At 49.9% G+C, this 15,742-nt stretch carries 15 protein-coding genes and 1 tRNA gene; 9 read left to right on the top strand and 7 right to left on the bottom strand.

From position 1 onward, the window contains the following. Window position 1: 1 nt before the first annotated feature. The 6 genes from BUB38_RS02125 to pyrR form a co-directional block, all read right to left on the bottom strand. Window positions 2-616 carry a PilN domain-containing protein gene (locus BUB38_RS02125; protein WP_073156354.1) on the bottom strand — a complete coding sequence of 205 codons (615 nt, stop codon included), beginning with the start codon at window positions 614-616 and terminating at the stop codon, window positions 2-4. Continuing rightward, a complete protein-coding gene (gene pilM, locus BUB38_RS02120) occupies window positions 616-1,758 on the bottom strand; it encodes a pilus assembly protein PilM (RefSeq protein WP_073156351.1) in 1,143 nt (380 codons plus the stop codon). The genes BUB38_RS02125 and pilM overlap by 1 nt, the downstream gene beginning before the upstream one ends. A 96-nt stretch (window positions 1,759-1,854) precedes the next feature. Further along, window positions 1,855-2,868, bottom strand: a complete 1,014-nt coding sequence (locus BUB38_RS02115; protein ID WP_073156349.1) for a PilZ domain-containing protein — start codon at window positions 2,866-2,868, stop codon at window positions 1,855-1,857. Further along, window positions 2,865-4,148: an amidohydrolase family protein gene (locus tag BUB38_RS02110; RefSeq protein WP_073156346.1), complete on the bottom strand. Its 1,284-nt coding sequence runs from the start codon at window positions 4,146-4,148 to the stop codon at window positions 2,865-2,867. The genes BUB38_RS02115 and BUB38_RS02110 overlap by 4 nt, the downstream gene beginning before the upstream one ends. Further along, the gene (locus tag BUB38_RS02105; RefSeq protein ID WP_073156343.1) at window positions 4,135-5,094 is read right to left on the bottom strand and encodes an aspartate carbamoyltransferase catalytic subunit; all 960 of its coding nucleotides are present in this window, start codon (window positions 5,092-5,094) and stop codon (window positions 4,135-4,137) included. Before BUB38_RS02105 ends, BUB38_RS02110 begins: the two co-directional genes overlap by 14 nt. Before the next feature lies 1 nt (window position 5,095). Further along, window positions 5,096-5,653, bottom strand: a complete 558-nt coding sequence (gene pyrR, locus BUB38_RS02100; RefSeq protein WP_073156341.1) for a bifunctional pyr operon transcriptional regulator/uracil phosphoribosyltransferase PyrR — start codon at window positions 5,651-5,653, stop codon at window positions 5,096-5,098. Between the two features lie 298 nt (window positions 5,654-5,951). Here pyrR and BUB38_RS02095 point away from each other — a divergent pair, with 298 nt between their 5' ends. The 9 genes from BUB38_RS02095 (at window position 5,952) to BUB38_RS02055 (ending at window position 13,709) form a co-directional block, all read left to right on the top strand. Beyond that, complete coding sequence (locus BUB38_RS02095; RefSeq protein ID WP_083541860.1) at window positions 5,952-7,316, top strand: ATP-binding protein; 1,365 nt, start codon at window positions 5,952-5,954, stop codon at window positions 7,314-7,316. A 104-nt stretch (window positions 7,317-7,420) separates the two neighbouring features. After that, entirely contained in the window at window positions 7,421-7,627 is a 207-nt protein-coding gene (locus BUB38_RS02090) for a helix-turn-helix transcriptional regulator (protein WP_073156764.1), read from the top strand. After that, window positions 7,620-7,940 carry a HipA N-terminal domain-containing protein gene (locus tag BUB38_RS02085; RefSeq protein ID WP_073156338.1) on the top strand — a complete coding sequence of 107 codons (321 nt, stop codon included), beginning with the start codon at window positions 7,620-7,622 and terminating at the stop codon, window positions 7,938-7,940. The genes BUB38_RS02090 and BUB38_RS02085 overlap by 8 nt, the downstream gene beginning before the upstream one ends. After that, entirely contained in the window at window positions 7,937-8,935 is a 999-nt protein-coding gene (locus tag BUB38_RS02080; protein WP_254794847.1) for a HipA domain-containing protein, read from the top strand. Before BUB38_RS02085 ends, BUB38_RS02080 begins: the two co-directional genes overlap by 4 nt. A gap of 122 nt (window positions 8,936-9,057) precedes the next feature. Further along, window positions 9,058-9,276, top strand: a complete 219-nt coding sequence (locus BUB38_RS02075) for a hypothetical protein (RefSeq protein WP_139258158.1) — start codon at window positions 9,058-9,060, stop codon at window positions 9,274-9,276. Between the two features lie 551 nt (window positions 9,277-9,827). Beyond that, window positions 9,828-10,373: a peptidylprolyl isomerase gene (locus BUB38_RS02070; RefSeq protein ID WP_073156333.1), complete on the top strand. Its 546-nt coding sequence runs from the start codon at window positions 9,828-9,830 to the stop codon at window positions 10,371-10,373. A gap of 166 nt (window positions 10,374-10,539) precedes the next feature. Beyond that, window positions 10,540-10,612 (top strand) — tRNA-Ala (locus BUB38_RS02065). 137 nt (window positions 10,613-10,749) lie between these two features. Next, window positions 10,750-12,768 carry a M23 family metallopeptidase gene (locus tag BUB38_RS02060; protein WP_073156330.1) on the top strand — a complete coding sequence of 673 codons (2,019 nt, stop codon included), beginning with the start codon at window positions 10,750-10,752 and terminating at the stop codon, window positions 12,766-12,768. Between the two features lie 170 nt (window positions 12,769-12,938). Continuing rightward, on the top strand, window positions 12,939-13,709 hold the full coding sequence (locus BUB38_RS02055) for a hypothetical protein (RefSeq protein WP_073156327.1): 771 nt from the start codon (window positions 12,939-12,941) through the stop codon (window positions 13,707-13,709). Between the two features lie 145 nt (window positions 13,710-13,854). Here BUB38_RS02055 and htpG read toward each other — a convergent pair whose 3' ends face one another. Beyond that, entirely contained in the window at window positions 13,855-15,741 is a 1,887-nt protein-coding gene (gene htpG, locus BUB38_RS02050; protein WP_073156324.1) for a molecular chaperone HtpG, read from the bottom strand. Window position 15,742 lies beyond the last annotated feature (1 nt).

The raw sequence follows: 15,742 nt of genomic DNA, 5'->3' as shown, positions 1-15,742 counted from the left end.
ACTAGCCCTCCCCTGCGCCAAGGTTTCTATTCAAGACAACCTTGATAGTAAAGTTATAGGCTTCTTCACCATCTACCTTAGTGGTAGAAATAGTCACCAGGGAAACATTCTGGACACTGACCTGCTTTTCCAACTTTACCATGTATTCGGCAACTTCAGAAAAGTCATAAGTCATACCCTTCATTTCGAGGTCATATTCACCCATCTGACCAATACTGGTCACCCACATGTTGGGCGGCAAGACAGAGGAGATGTTCTCGAAAAGAACGATCCAGCGTTTTTTGCTAACCTGAATAGACTTCAGTGCGTTGATTTTCGTGTTGACGACACCCTGCTTTTGTTCAAGATCGCTGATCTTTGTAAGCAACGGACGTTCACGTTCAACTTCGCTCTTGACTCTAGCAACTTCACTCTGCAAGGCAGTTATCGTTTCGGTAGTAAACGTGTAAAGCATGCCAATACACACAAATGCTGCGATCAGGAGCAACGTCGGCCAGATAACACGTCGGTCGGTCAGCCAAGTGAAATCTTTCTGCTTCTTGCGATATTCCGGAGGAAGCAAGTTAATAGAAATGGCCAAGGCATTTCTTGTGGGTTCTTTTTTCTTAGACGCCATTAGAACTTCCTCATAGCCAAGCCCAACGCAGGAGCATAGATGTTAGACAACGCAACCGAAATACCGTTCGCTCCAAAAATCTTGGCATCGCATTCAGCCAGTCGGAAAGGATTAACGGTATCGGTTTCTACACCAGAACGTTCAGCAACAAATTCTTTAAGGCCCGGAATAGCGGCACCGCCGCCACCCAGTAATATTTTATTCAAAGACTTAGAATCTTCAGAAGAAGAGAAGTAACGAATACCGATCTCGATCTGGGCCATCAGGTCTTCGTAGGCAAGTTTCAGGGCAGCTTCCACTTCGGCTTCAGAGAATCCATCCACAATAGCCAGATCGCCCTTGTCAAAAATTTCGTGGCACTTTTCAGCATCGATATCCAGGTTCATGCAAGTCTTGCTGATCACCATGTCCAGCGAACCGCCGGCCATGGAACGCATTGAATGGAACTTGCCATCCTGGAAGAATGCCACACTCATTTTCTTTTCGCCGATATTGAAGATTGCCACGGTAGACTCGGCATCGGCAGGATTCATCGTAACGGTATAGGCATTCAGGAGGCCGAAAATATCCACATCCATAGCGGAAAGCTTTACGCCCTTTCGAATAAAGAACTTTGCCCAGGAGTCCAGAAGTCCGCTCTTGGCTGCAACGACGTTCGCCTTGACATCTTCATTTTCACGGGAATAGACTTCGTAGTCAATCACGTTATCCTGATCATCGAAGGGCGGACGGGACTGTGCAGTCTGAAGAATAATGGCGGCTTCATTACCGTTCTTGGGAACCTTGGCAGACAAATGGTCAACCAGCACGCCACCGGCACCGGCACCGCAATTCACAGAAACGACAACATCACAGGAATCGTCGATAGGATGACGCAGCAAAAGCTTGTTCAAGGCTTCGCCAACGCCCTTCGCGCCAGAATTCGATTCATTCTTTTCGGCGGATTCGGCATTTTCTTCTGCCGCGACAATTTCGCCATTGACGATAGCACCATCCGGCACCCGTTCTAGGTCGGCATCCACCACAATCTTGCCACCGCGAGAATTGTGCAAGACTTTGACCAGTTTGATGCTGTAATGGCCAACATCAATCCCGACAGTCTCGCGCTCACCGCGAATTTTTGCAATCAGTCCTAAAGCCAAAATAAACTCCGATTGGAAACAATACCTTGTAAATTCTACCTTTATAAGAGGTAAATGTCAAGCAGCTTTTCAGCTAACTCATTGAAAATTAAGTAGTTACGCACTCTTTTCTGCATTCTCCGACTCTTTTTTCAACTTATTTACCTCAAACAGATACTGGAGAACCCTCTCCTGGGTCCAACCAAAAGCACCTGTAAAGGATGCCGTTAAACAGTTATATTCCGGATAATCCTTGTTCCGACGTCCCAAATTACGTCTTATCTCCACATCCACAATTTCTTCGCCAAAGCTAGGCAGGTCAAACCTTAGACGCACCTGCTGGCCCGAAAAACAGTCAGAAGGAAGGCCCAACATAATACCACCAGCAGACAAATCCAAGAGCATTCCGCCACAAGCAGTACCGTCAAGGAAAGTCGCCTCAACAGGAATCTCAACCGGTTCACGAGCCCAACGACGAAGCTGTTTCTTATCGAGCACAGACGAGTGAGGTAGAATCAATCGCCCGGGAATACAGGAGCGCACCACCAGGTTGGTCGAGTAAACGGCATCATCGGGCCTAGTCCAACGGACCAGGACTTCTCTTTCAACAAAGTATTCCGCAGGGCCGCAACTACCATCGTAAGAAATAGCCCAATCTCGTTCATTCCTTGCAACAATCATGGAATGCTTGAACACCGACCCTTCTTCAAGATAAAGATCGATGCGGTCGCCAACATTAAACTGTCTTGTAGAACAAACTTGCGTCAATGAATTCGACGCCGTAAAATCCATTTTTTTTCGAATGCTTTCTACGGCGGCTACAGTTTCATCGCGAACGGTAAACACATCACGAAAGTCATAGAAATTCGTTACCGCAGCTTCAAAAAGTCCAGACGAATTAAGAACCGCATCCTTATTTTCAAAGGATGAAGCTCTAACCAGTTTCTCTAAAGTCCGGCGCTCCTTGTCTGTGAGTCCAAAGGCTTTCACCTTTTCATCGAACTCATTCGCCCCGAAAATTTCTTCGTTTTCTCGGCGATAATTGATGCGATGGATTTCCAACAGCACCAACAAGATAAGCACCAGGACCACGACAAACGCAATCCAGACTAATTGAATCGGTAAAATCATTCAGTCCACACACCACCGATGTAGGAGCCGATGATAGTCGCAGGAACTTCCTTGCCAAGGAGCGGCGTGTTGCAGACATGGCCAGCAATTTCAGAAGCCTTCACCACGTGAGACTTTTCGGAAAGTACAACCAAGTTCACACGCTTTGCGTCCGGTTCTACGCCAGCAATCTTTGCCGGAGCGGTAGAAAGAAGTTCAATAGTCTTAGCTTCTCCAAGACGGGCCACCAGTTCCTTCCAGATGGCGGGCAGGGCCACTTCCAGAGAAACGGCGCCAGGCAGGGAATCTTCGAAGTTCACATCCTTATCCTGATGGAGGATCGGAGTGTGATTCATGCTGATGGCGTTAACGGTACCGTCGGCAAGACCAGCCCACAGGGCTTCGCGGTCTGTGGCGGCGCGGAACGGCGGCAGCACATGGTAAGCAGAATCCAGAGTAGTCAGGATGGAATCGTCAAACATCAGATGATAGATGTTCACGTCGCAGGTTACGTCGATGCCCTTCTTACGAGCGTCGCGGATCAGGTCCAGAGTTTCGCCGCAAGTCACCTGCTTGAAGTGAACGGGAACCTGCAGGAAACGGGCCAGTTCCAGAACGGTGTAAGCGGAAATGGTTTCTGCAATACGGGGAATGCCCTTCATGCCAAGCATGTCGGAGTAAGCCCCTTCGTGAACGCAACCGCTCTTGCGCAAAGTCTTGTCCATGGGCAGGAAGAAGAAACGCTTGCCGGTCATCTTGCCGTATTCCATGGCGAGACGCATAAAGCGGGTAGACGGAATGCTTGCGTTACCATCGCCGAAGCCAGCCACGCCACATACATCCAGTTCTTCGGAACCTTCAGCCAGTTCCATCATTTCAGCCAAATGATCGCTGCCGAATTCAACGCTATAGGCGCCAAGAACAGCAAACTTCAGGTCCTTGCCTGCCAGACGGTTTTCAAGAGCGGCCAGCTTTTCGCTGTCATCCACCGGGTTGGCAGCACTTTCATAGAGGGCTCCGTAGAAGCCACCCTTACGCATAGCATTGATACCATCCTTGATGGTATAGACGTCATCGCGGAGCGGTTCCTGGAAATCCACACCCAGAGCAAACAGGGCGGGAATGGCAAGAGCGCCTTCGCAATCCACAACAGCGGCAGGTTCACTTGCGTTATCGAAATAATTCTTGTCGGCAAGATAGCCATCGGCAATGGCCACCTTATCGTTCATCACGAACTGCTTGCCGTCCCACATGCGGACGTTCTTCAAAACAACATTATTCATAACATTAGGCTTGTTCATTTGCGCGACCTCCAGCCAACAGGAAGAGTACGGCCATACGGACAGCAACGCCGTTGGTCACCTGATCAAGAATTACGGAATGTTCACCATCGGCGATGTCGGAATCCAGTTCCACGCCACGATTGATGGGACCCGGATGCATAATGATCACCTTGTCCTTACAGCAGGCAAGAACTTCTTCCGTGATACCGAAGAAGTTGCGGTATTCACGCATGCTGGGGAGAAGAGCGTCATCCATACGTTCCTTCTGGAGACGCAGGGCGATAACAGCATCGGCATCCTGAACAGCCTTCTTTACGTCAGTTTCCCAGCTGACGGAGCCAGCCAGTTCGGGATACTGGAGAAGTTCAGTATTGCGGGGAACCAGAGTGGAAGGGCCGCAAAGGGTGACATGGGCACCCATGGTGGTCATACCCCAAATGTTGGAACGGGCCACACGGCTATGGCGGATATCACCGATAATCGCCACCTTCTTGCCTTCAAGTGTACCCAGCTTTTCTTCGATGGTCAACATGTCCAGCAAGCCCTGTGTGGGATGTTCGTGGGCGCCATCGCCAGCATTCACGACAATTGCATTGCTATGGTCTGCCAGGAACTTGGGAACGCCAGTACCCTTATGACGGACAACCACGATATCGATCTTCATGGATTCGATATTGCGGAGGGTGTCCACCAGAGTTTCACCCTTCTTCACACTGGAGCTTGCAGTAGTGAAGTTCACAGTGTCAGCGGACAGACGCTTTTCGGCCAACTCAAAACTGGTGCGGGTACGGGTGCTGTTTTCGAAGAACAGGTTCACCACGGTAAGACCGCGAAGGCTGGGCACCTTCTTGACGGGGCGTTCCAGAATTTCACGGAACTGTTTTGCATTATCCAAAATGGTGCGAATGTCCTGCTTGGACACGCCCTGGAGCCCGAACAAATGCTTGATTTGCAAAGCGCTCACTTTAAGCCTCCACTTCTACGAGAGTAACAGAATTTTCTTGGTCAATAGGTTCAATCTTTACGCGGACTTCCTGATTCTGGGCGGTTTCCACAGCCAGGCCCACGCAATCCGGAGCAATGGGAAGTTCACGGTGGCCGCGGTCCACCAGCACACAGAGACGAATTGCAGCAGGACGACCCAGGTCCAGAATGGCACGCATGGCAGCCAAGGTAGACCTGCCAGTATAAAGAACATCGTCTACCAGGATAACGGTCTTGCCTTCCACGGAGGCAGGCATTTCGGTAACGCGCATTTCGGTGGAAACGTGGTTGCGGAAATGGAAGTCATCACGGTAGAAAGTAGCGTCCAGGCTACCGAATGCGACAGGGCTACCAAACTTGGCATCCAGACGGGCCTTCAGCTTCTTGGCCAGGGGAATGCCACGACTAGCCATACCGAGAATCACCAGATTGTCGGCGGCAGGATGGATCTTTGCGATCTTTGCAGCCATCTCGTCCAGGGCAAATTCCATGGCCTGGGCAGACAGCAGTTCACGAATAATCTTGCAGTTGTCTTTCATAATATTAGTAAACAGTGGTTAGTAGACAGTGGTCAGTTTTTCGCGGTTCTGTAATGACATTCTTACCAGCCACTAAACACTAACCACTAATCACTTTTTTTATGAAATTAGCATTTTCGTGAGGTTTTGGCGGGTTTTATAAGAGAAAGTAGGGATAAAAACAATCCTAGACAAGGCACACGCAATTTTACCTGCATTTTGCGTCGGTTTGCTTGAATTTATACTTGCATTTTCAGTCATTTCGTTTAATTTTATACTTGCACTTTACGTCATCATTTTTTCATTGAAAAGGATTAAAATGCTCAAAAGAAAAGCCTACAGCGCTCTCCTAGAATGGAAAAACACCTGCCAAGGTTCAACGGCCATGCTAGTCAACGGAGCTAGGCGTGTGGGCAAAAGTTTCCTTATCAAGGAATTCGCCAAAAACGAGTATAAATCCCACATTTTCATTGATTTTTCCAACGCGCCCAAAAGCGTCATTGACATTTTTGAACATAACACCGACGATTTCAACCTTTTCTTTAGCAAGCTTTCTGTCATCTATGGCGTTCAGTTATTTGAGCGACAGTCCGCTTTTGTATTTGACGAAGTACAATTTTACCCTAGAGCCAGGCAAATGATCAAGCACCTTGTTGCAGACGGCAGATACGACTATTTGGAAAGCGGTTCCCTGATTTCGCTTAGGCAAAATGTCAAAGACATTCTCATCCCTTCCGAAGAGGATTCCATCAATTTGTACCCTATGGATTTTGAGGAATTCCTTTGGGCCGATGGTGACGAGGTCAGCTACCCATTCTTAAAGATGTGCTTTGAAAAGCGGATGCCGCTAGGGCCCGCCCTTCACAGAAAAATGCTTAACAGATTTCGAGAGTACATGTTGGTTGGCGGTATGCCGCAATCAGTCCTCGCCTATCAAGAAACCCATGACTTTGCCAAGGTTGACTCCATAAAAAGAAAAATTCTAAAACTTTATCGCGATGACGTTCCAATATTCGCCAAGGGCTACGAATCAAAGGTTCTTTCTGTCTTTGACAACATTCCCGGGCAGCTTTCTAAAAAGGAAAAACGTTACAAATTTGCAAGCCTCAAGCAAAATAGTCGTTTCAAGACCTACGAAAATGCATTTACCTGGCTCAACGAGGCTATGATAGCGAACTCTTGTTTCAACGCAACAGACCCCAATGTAGGCCTTGCCTTAAGCGCAGATGTGGCAACTCAAAAATGCTACATGGCGGACACTGGTTTACTAGTTACACAGACCTTCATGGAAAAGTCTTGTACAAGCAACGAGTTATATCGGGCAATCCTTTTCGACAAGCTGGATATAAACGAAGGCATGCTCATGGAAAACATCGTTGCGCAAATGCTTGTCGCAAACGGACACAAACTTTACTTTTATTCAAGATCAGATTCCGCAAACCGAAAAAACAACATCGAAATCGATTTTCTGCTTAGAACCCAAATTGGTCTCAAGGAAAAGATCTGCCCCATCGAGGTCAAGTCCGGCAGTTACAAGCAGCATGTTTCCCTGGACAAGTTCTGGGGCAAGTTCCACAAGAACCTGACTCCCCCCTACATCCTGTACACCAAGGATCTTGAAGTCCGCAAAACGGACTACGGAGAAATCTTACACCTGCCGCTATATATGGCAGGATTGATTTAACAAAACAACTTTCGTACCAACAACACGCAACATATTGCGCATTCATTGACAAAACCTGTGCGTTTTTGTATTTTGAAGCCAAATTAAGCAACATATTGCACATTATGGACGAAATTTTTGAAAATTTGCAAAAACGGCGGGAGTCCCTTGGGTTAAGCCAGAGGGATCTTTCGGAAATGTCCGGAGTTTCACTGCGGACCATCAACGCCATCGAAAACGGCGGCGCAAACCCGTCCATCGAGGTACTTTGCAAGCTTGCGGAACAGCTGGGATTGAAACTTTCCTTAACAGAGAGAGTCGTCAATGGTTAAGCAGGCATCGGTTTTCTACAACGGCTTTCTAGCCGGGGCCTTGACCAAGACTAGGGACAGTTTCATTTTCACTTACGACGAAATCTACCTTGCGTCCAGGCGCCCTGCCATTGCACTGACATTGCCTAAGCGACAGGAGCCTTACAAGTCCAAAGAGCTTTTCCCGTTTTTTGAGGGTTTGCTGCCTGAGGGCGAAAACCGCAAACTTTACTGCATGTCCTTGAAGATAGACCCCAGGGATTCCTACAGGCTGTTGCTGAAACTTGCGGGAAAGGAAACCATCGGCGCCATCACCGTGATGGAGGACGTATGACAGGCGCCACCTCCCCCACCATGCAGAACCGTTGCCACAGCTGTCTCAAGGAGACACCGCGAGATTTTTGCCCTGCCTGCGCCAAGCGGCTCTTTGGCGTAAAGAAGTTTAACGCCACGCTGGATTTTTCCTTACCCGAAATCAAATCCAACAAAGGTTCCATTCGTAGGATTTCCATTTCTGGCGCACAGCCCAAGTTTTCGCTAATGGTGAACGAAGGCCGGCTAGAGTCTACCGAAAATGGCGGCACCTTCATCTTAAAGCCCGCGGTAGAAGGACTGTTCGACAACACAAAAGACATGCCCGCCAACGAGCACCTGACCATGCAAATGGCCCGACAGATTTTCAAGATTGACGCAGCAGACAATGCGCTAGTTTATCTTAAAGACGGCACACCCGCCTACATCACCAAGCGATTCGATGTTCTACCCGACGGCAACAGAATCTGCCAAGAAGACTTTGCCCAGGTGGCTGGCCTTACCCCAGGCGAAAATGGTTCCAACTACAAGTACGATTTTAGCTATCAGCAAATTGCCGACCTGATGAAGCAATATGTAAGTACCTACCCTACCGACGTTGAAAAATATTTCAGGCTGATTCTGTTCAACTACTTGGTCTGTAACGGCGACGCCCACGTCAAGAACTTTTCCATCTACTCCCCGAATGCAGATGGGGTTTACAAACTGACTCCCGCCTACGATTTACTGAACACATCATTGCACGTTCAAGAGTTTGGCCGAACCGCGTTGGAACTTTTTGTGGATGACTTTGAAACCGAGTTTTTGAAGGCAAACGGGTTCTACGGCAAGCCGGACTTTATGGAACTAGCCCGCCGCATCGGCATCAAGGAAATCCGTGCAAAACGCTTCATTGCAGAAACTTGCAGCCATTTAAGGGAAATGGACGCAATGATAGACCGAAGTTATCTAAGCAAGCAAGGAAAAGCGCTGTTCAAGGCGCAGGTGGAGGACCGGGCGAAGGCTCTGGGTATCTAGTTGGATAGCGAATTAATTCGTTTTGCCATCATCCAAATGCCGTCCCTAGGGTCTCCCTTTTCATTTACCAAAAAGATGAAAACGGAAAGACAATCCGCATCGACAGGGAAATCGACTTTGTGGTGAACCGCGGAAATTTCCAGTGCTACATCCAATCCGCCTTCCGCATGGACGACGAAAGAAAGATTGCCTCGGAACAGGCTCCGTACAAGGACGTCGGAAACTCCTTCAAGAAAATCGTGGTAACAAGGTTCGAAGCCTCCCCCTGGTACGATGACAACGGAATCTACCACATTGGACTAGCCGACTTTTTATTAGCCAGCGACGAACTTTTCTCGTAGAAAAACACCCCAGGGTTTTGTGCCTCTGGGGTATCAATATCAAGGATTTGCCGTTGCCGGGATGGCGGGGACGCTTCGCAGCCCCCTCGTTTTCTGAGCCTTGAATTTTTTCCAGTCGGTCATGATCTATATCGAGGACAATCTTGTTAATCCGTTCATCCCCAAGGAGACTCCCTATGAGCGAGCGCATTTGATTATTACGCTCCACTTTTTTTCATGTTGCCACTGTTTATAAGCCCTCCTGGCACCGTAAATAGCAAGGCCGACACCCGCGATTTGGGCACCTTCCGCTATATTCGAAATTAAAGAAAAATCCATATTTTTTTCCCAAGTTAATACATCCGCTCACACAAACGTAAACAAAGAAAAACAATGCCAAGTATTTTTGCCGAAATCGGCAAAAAATGGGAGCATATTCGGAAATTTCTTCTTTTTATATATATATTGCGTAAAAAACAACCTTGTAGACCCGATTTCGGACCTGGATTGCCGCGCCTGCGGCACGCAATGACGTTTGAGGGTTCCAAAACAATAATCCACAGGAGATTTCCATGGCTTTTAATCAGCTGGACAAGCCCCAGGCAGGCGAAACCATCGCCATTATGACCACCAACCACGGCGTGATGAAGCTGCGTCTTTTCGAAGAACGCGTCGGCGAATGCGCAACCAACTTCATTGAACTGGCCAAGCAGGGCAAGTACGATGGCGCTCCGTTCCATCGTATCATCTCTGGCTTCATGATCCAGGGCGGCGACTTCACCAACCGTAACGGTACCGGCGGCCACGCTGCAGGCGGTCCGGGCACCACCATCGGCGACAAGTACGATCCGTGCCTCACCCACATGCGCGGCGCTCTCAGCTGGGCAAAGACCATGATGCCCCACTCCATCGGTTCCCAGTTCTTCATCGTCCACGGCGAAGATGTCCACTTCCTGGACCATCCGGCAAACGGCGGCCCTGCTGAAGGTTACTCCGTTTTCGGCCAGCTCTACGAAGGCTTCGAAGTTCTGGATGAAATCGCCGGCGTAAAGACCGACCGTCGCGACGCACCTTACGAAGACGTGATCATCGAATCCGTGAAGATCGAGAAAGCGTAAAGCGGAAAGGATAAAGGTTAAAGGACGCAGGGTAATACCTGCGTTTTTTTTGCATTCACTTATGTTTTCTCATAATTCGTAATTCATAACTGCAAAAAAAATCAAATTTTTTTGCATTCCCCCTTGACAACTTCAAAATAATTTTCAATATTTGGCGTACCCGAATGGGGTTATAGCTCAGTTGGTAGAGCGCCTGCATGGCATGCAGGAGGTCAGGAGTTCGAATCTCCTTAGCTCCACTAAAAAAGACTCGCAGAAACGCGGGTCTTTTTCTTTTATACCACATTCGATGTTTACCGGGAGAAACGGATTTTCCACCATCCCTCCCCTACGCCTGTTGCAGTCATTGTAGCAAATTTGTATCTTTCCTGTCACTATGAATAAGGTTAGGTTAACGACAAACAATTTTCTGAGAGGAGCCCTGGTCCTTGCGGCCGCGCTACTCCCCATCCACGCATTCGCCGAAGAATGCAACGAAGAAACCATGGACGCCTTCGCCTACGAAGATTGCGTCAAGGAGCAGCAGGGAATCTCCGTCAATAACGAAGATTTCAGCAGCACCGCCGCCCTGAAGGCAGAAAAGGAAGAAAGGGAAGCCGCCGCCAACAAGGTCGAACCTAAATACAATCCTTTTGGACGGGACGCCTACTTGACTTCAAGTTTCGGTGAAAATCGCGGAACCCGTTACCATGCCGGTCTGGATTACTCCACCCAGATGGAAGAAGGCTGGCCCATCTACGCCCCCGAAGACGGCGTGGTCAAGGAACTGAAGGTCTCCCCCTTCGGCTACGGCAAGGCCATGTACTTCCAGGGTCGTAGCGGCAAGACCTGGGTATTCGCCCACCAGAGCAGCTTCGGCGTGTTGGACGACCTGGTATCCAAGCAGCAGTACGCCACAAAGAAGAATGATGTAACCGTCAGACCGGGAACCGCATACAAGAAGGGCGACGTCCTGACCTATTCCGGAAGCACCGGCATCGGCAACCCCCATCTTCATATCGAAACCCGCCTGGACAACGACCGCGTCATCAACCCGGCACTGTCCAACATCGAATTTTCGGACACCATCGCCCCCCAGATTTTCGGCGCCGCCGTCTGGCAGGACAATGAATTGGCATTCACCGCCCCCGAAGCCATCGAAAAGGGCTGCATTGTCACCCCGGTCAAGAACGAATTCAGCCTGAATCTGGCGGTAAAGATCGCCGACTACAGCCGCACTCCCAAAGAAAATCCCATGTCAGTCCGCCGCATCACCATGTGGCGTTACGACGAAAAGATTTTCGACGAACGTCTGGATACCTTGCGTTTCAGCCGCATGACCAATATCCGCAATCAGCTCCTCTGGACAGAAGAGGCGGACACCGCAGGCGACTGGCATTACATCAACGCAAAGATTGCCCCCCTTTCCACCTACACCATGGAAATCGAGGACTTTGCAGGAAACGTCACCAAGAAGAAATTCAGCTTCCGTTCCAAGTGCAAGGACAATCGAGATTTGCAGTTGACAAAGACCCAGACAACGCCGCTGTTCACGGCCATTGCCCGCCCCATGATCGACTTCTTTAACTGCAAGAACGGCATGCAGTTCTCCGCCATCGGAAAGGACGGTGTCATCGCAGAAGACCTGTGCAAAGTCTTTGAACACAAGCCTATCGCATTGGCCAAGGTGGTAGACACCTACCCCAACATGACAACCATCCACTATTCCGCAAGCGCTTCTCAGTCTGGCGATGGCAAGGCTGTTGACGAAGACATCCAGCTGTTCACCTACAAGAAATACCAGACCAGCATCAACTGGAATACCAAGCTGGGCAACGTAGCAATCAGCCAGAAGATTTCCGGCATTCCCGTTGCAGGCGATACCGCCATCCGCGTCTTGGCAGTCACCCGCAACCACACCGACAGCCTGGACTTCATCGAATTCCACCCCAAGGGATTGCAGCTGAAGAACTGGAACGTCTGTATCGAAAACCCCGACAATTCCGCTCCGCTCTACTGGCTGGGCGAAACCAGCCGCAACTGGTTCATTTTCAGCAAGCAGAACAAGGGCAAGAAGCGCTGCGCCAGCGCCAACGAACTTCGCGACATTGCCAACATCGACAATCCCGACGCACCCACTCTGGGCTTCCCCTACTGGGCCGACATGATCATCAGCGGCACCCGCCAGACAGCCCTCAGGATTCCCCTGATGTATAAGTACGACGGCATTGAATCCGGCAACGATATCACCGTCAAGGCAGGTAACAGGTGGATCGCAGTCGAATACGATTCCGAACCTCGCGAAATCGTCCTGGAAAGCGAAAAGCTCCCCGACGCCGGCGAAGACATCACCATCCAGATCAAGGATGAAGCCGGTCACAAGGCCAGCTACACCATCACGATTCCCGGAATGTAACGTAGCGACCATCGCAAAGTTAAACCTATAAAAGACCTCTCCGGAGGTCTTTTTTGCATTGTAAAGCACTACAACGTTTTTCATTAGAGCAATCATTTTTCCATTGGCAAACCACCCGCCAACAGCATATATTTTCCGTACACGTTTAGGGAATTATAAAGGAGCCTAAAATGAATATCAAGGGAATCTCTTCTATCGTCGCACTGGCTGCAACTTTCGGACTTGTAGCTTGTGGCGATTCATCCACCTCATCCTCTGCAGAAGAACCTGAAGTTTCAAGTTCCAGCGTCGAACCTGCGGAAGACCCGAACCAGCCCACTTCCTCTGCAGACGCAACCGACCCGGCATCTTCTGCTGCAGAAGCAGATACTCCGGCATCTTCCGCCACTCAGGCCGAAGAAAACCCGAGCGAAAACAACAAGGACGAAGGCAATAAGGGCGACAACCCCATTGGGGACTTTGACCCAAGCACTCTCGACTCCCTCTTCAACAACATCGATACCACGGGCTGGGGCGACTTCGCAAACCAGTTCGAAAACATGCCGGAATGCACCGCCGCCAATGAAGGCGAAACCACCTCCACGACCATGATGGGCATGGAAATAACATACGTCTGCAAGGACGGCCAATGGGGCATCGATAACTCCTGCACCGAGGGCGCAACCCAGGAAATGATGGGATTTTCGATGGTCTGCAAGGACGGCGAATGGCAACAAGGCGATAACTCCTGCACCGAAGAAGGCGCCACCAAGGAAGTGGACACCGGCCTGGGCATGAGCTTCACCTACGTCTGCAAGGATGGCGAATGGACCATGGACTTGAGCGGCTGGGGATTCGGCGGTGACGGCGACAACAGCGGCTTTAACTGGGGCGAAGGCTCCTGGGGCGGATTCGGCGGCGGTGACGCAGAAATCACCCCGGTTGTGGATCCCGCAGAATAAAAAAGTCTGACATTAAAGAAAAGGCCTCGTTTTTTGAACGAGGTCTTTTTTTGCGGGAAATTATCGCTAGATCCTGAGATGCCTTACGGCATCTCAGGACGACACCTAAAGGCGACCTTTAGGTGGGAGCGAGGCCGTTCGCGGTTTATTTAGCAGCAGCAGTCAGCAGCTTTGTAATTGCTGCTACATACTCTGCCGGGTTAGGCAGCGGGCTACCTTCAGCCAAGAGAGCCTGACCGTAGAGAGCCTTGGGCCAATCACCCAGATCGGAACCAGCTTCAGCCTTAGCCTTCAGCATTTCGCAGATGGGGTGCGTGGGGTTGATTTCGAGAATGCGCTTGGACTTAGGCACGTTGGCCTGGCCCATGGCCTTCATCATGCGTTCCATCTGGGCGCTCATGGCGTCGTCGCTGGTGACGAGGCAGCAGGGGCTGTCCTTCAGACGGCTAGATACGCGGACTTCCTTGATGTCTTCGTCCAGAACCTTCTGGAGGTTTTCGCAGAGGCCCTTGAAGATACCCTTGTTGGCTTCTTCAGCCTTCTTTTCGTCTTCAGTTTTTTCGAAGTCCACATCACCGCGGGAAACGTCGTGGAACTTCTTGTCGCCGAATTCGGTGAGAGAAGACATCATGAATTCATCAATGCCGTCGCTCATGAGAAGCACTTCGTAGCCCTTGGCCTTGAAAGCCTCCAGCATGGGGTTAGACTTCACGGCGTTCTTGTCGCCAATGAGGTAGTAGATTTCCTTCTGACCTTCCGGCATGCGGTCCACATATTCCTGGAGGCTAACAAGCTTGCCTTCTTCGGTCTTGGTGCTTTCAAAGCGGAGCAGCTTCTTCAGTTCATCAAGATGTTCCCAGTTCATGTAGAAGCCTTCCTTCAGCACCATGCCCAGTTCCTTCCACCAGGCAGTGTACTTATCGGCTTCCTTGTCGGCCATGTTCTGCAGAGCGTCAAGAACCTTCTTGATCACATGCTTACGGATGTTGGTGACAATCTTGTTGGACTGCAAAATTTCGCGGCTCACGTTCAGGGGCAAGTCTTCGGATTCCACCACACCGCGGACAAAGCGGAGCCAAGGCGGCAAGAGGTCCTTGCAGTCGTCCATGATGAACGTCTTCTTCACATAGAGCTTCAGACCATGGAGAGCATCGTTCTGCCAAATGTTGTAGGGAGCCTTAGACGGAATGTACACCAAGCTCCAGAATTCCAGGGAACCTTCGGCGTGGCTGTGGCTCCAGCAAGCGGGTTCGCCACCATCGTGACCGATGACCTTGTAGAATTCCTTGTATTCTTCTTCCTTCACTTCCTTTTCGGACTGACGCCAGAGAGCAGTCTTGTCATTAAGACGTTCTTCTTCCTTGACTTCAATTTCGCCCTTGTCGTTCTTGGTTGCTTCCGGGTGGAAGTAAATACCGTAGTTCACAAAGCCGCTGTACTTCTTGACGATGTCCTTGATCTTCCATTCGCTGGTGAAGTCTTCAGCGTCTTCGTCGTCCTTCAGGTACAAGGTAATCTTGGTACCCACTTCGTTACGGGGGCATTCGGAAATTTCAAATTCGCCGGTACCTTCGGAGCTCCACAGGTAACCCTGAGTTTCGCCAGCCTTGAGGGTCAGCACTTCAACCTTCTTGGCCACCATGAAGATGGAGTAGAAGCCCACACCGAACTGACCGATGAGATCCACGCTGGACTTATCGGAATCCTTCAGGTTCTTGATGAAGTTCTTGGTGCCGGAACGGGCGATGGTGCCCAGGCAGTTGATCAAGTCTTCCTTGTTCATGCCGATACCGTTATCGGTAATGGTCAGCTTCTTCTGCTCCTTGTTTACATCAATATCGATGCGGAGCTGGGTACCATTGGGCAAAAGGCTTGCATCGGAGAGGGACAGGAAGCGGCGCTTGTCCAGTGCGTCTGCAGCGTTGGAAACCAGTTCACGAAGGAAGATTTCCTTGTTGCTGTAAAGGGAATTGATCATCAAGTTCAGCATGTCGCGAACTTCAGTTTGGAACTCCATTTTTTCAGTTGCCATT

Source organism: Fibrobacter sp. UWH5, assembly GCF_900142505.1.
Taxonomy (GTDB): domain Bacteria; phylum Fibrobacterota; class Fibrobacteria; order Fibrobacterales; family Fibrobacteraceae; genus Fibrobacter.
This window is presented reverse-complemented; position numbering and strand designations above follow the sequence as displayed.

Bases quoted from the DNA above. Each gene is read 5' to 3' on its own strand.
- BUB38_RS02125 (WP_073156354.1), bottom strand. From the start codon at position 616: ATGGCGTCTAAGAAAAAAGAACCCACAAGAAATGCCTTGGCCATTTCT.
- BUB38_RS02115 (WP_073156349.1), bottom strand. From the start codon at position 2,868: ATGATTTTACCGATTCAATTAGTCTGGATTGCGTTTGTCGTGGTCCTG.
- BUB38_RS02110 (WP_073156346.1), bottom strand. From the start codon at position 4,148: ATGAACAAGCCTAATGTTATGAATAATGTTGTTTTGAAGAACGTCCGC.
- pyrR (WP_073156341.1), bottom strand. From the start codon at position 5,653: ATGAAAGACAACTGCAAGATTATTCGTGAACTGCTGTCTGCCCAGGCC.
- BUB38_RS02095 (WP_083541860.1), top strand. From the start codon at position 5,952: ATGCTCAAAAGAAAAGCCTACAGCGCTCTCCTAGAATGGAAAAACACC.
- BUB38_RS02090 (WP_073156764.1), top strand. From the start codon at position 7,421: ATGGACGAAATTTTTGAAAATTTGCAAAAACGGCGGGAGTCCCTTGGG.
- BUB38_RS02085 (WP_073156338.1), top strand. From the start codon at position 7,620: ATGGTTAAGCAGGCATCGGTTTTCTACAACGGCTTTCTAGCCGGGGCC.
- BUB38_RS02080 (WP_254794847.1), top strand. From the start codon at position 7,937: ATGACAGGCGCCACCTCCCCCACCATGCAGAACCGTTGCCACAGCTGT.
- BUB38_RS02070 (WP_073156333.1), top strand. From the start codon at position 9,828: ATGGCTTTTAATCAGCTGGACAAGCCCCAGGCAGGCGAAACCATCGCC.
- BUB38_RS02060 (WP_073156330.1), top strand. From the start codon at position 10,750: ATGAATAAGGTTAGGTTAACGACAAACAATTTTCTGAGAGGAGCCCTG.
- BUB38_RS02055 (WP_073156327.1), top strand. From the start codon at position 12,939: ATGAATATCAAGGGAATCTCTTCTATCGTCGCACTGGCTGCAACTTTC.
- htpG (WP_073156324.1), bottom strand. From the start codon at position 15,741: ATGGCAACTGAAAAAATGGAGTTCCAAACTGAAGTTCGCGACATGCTG.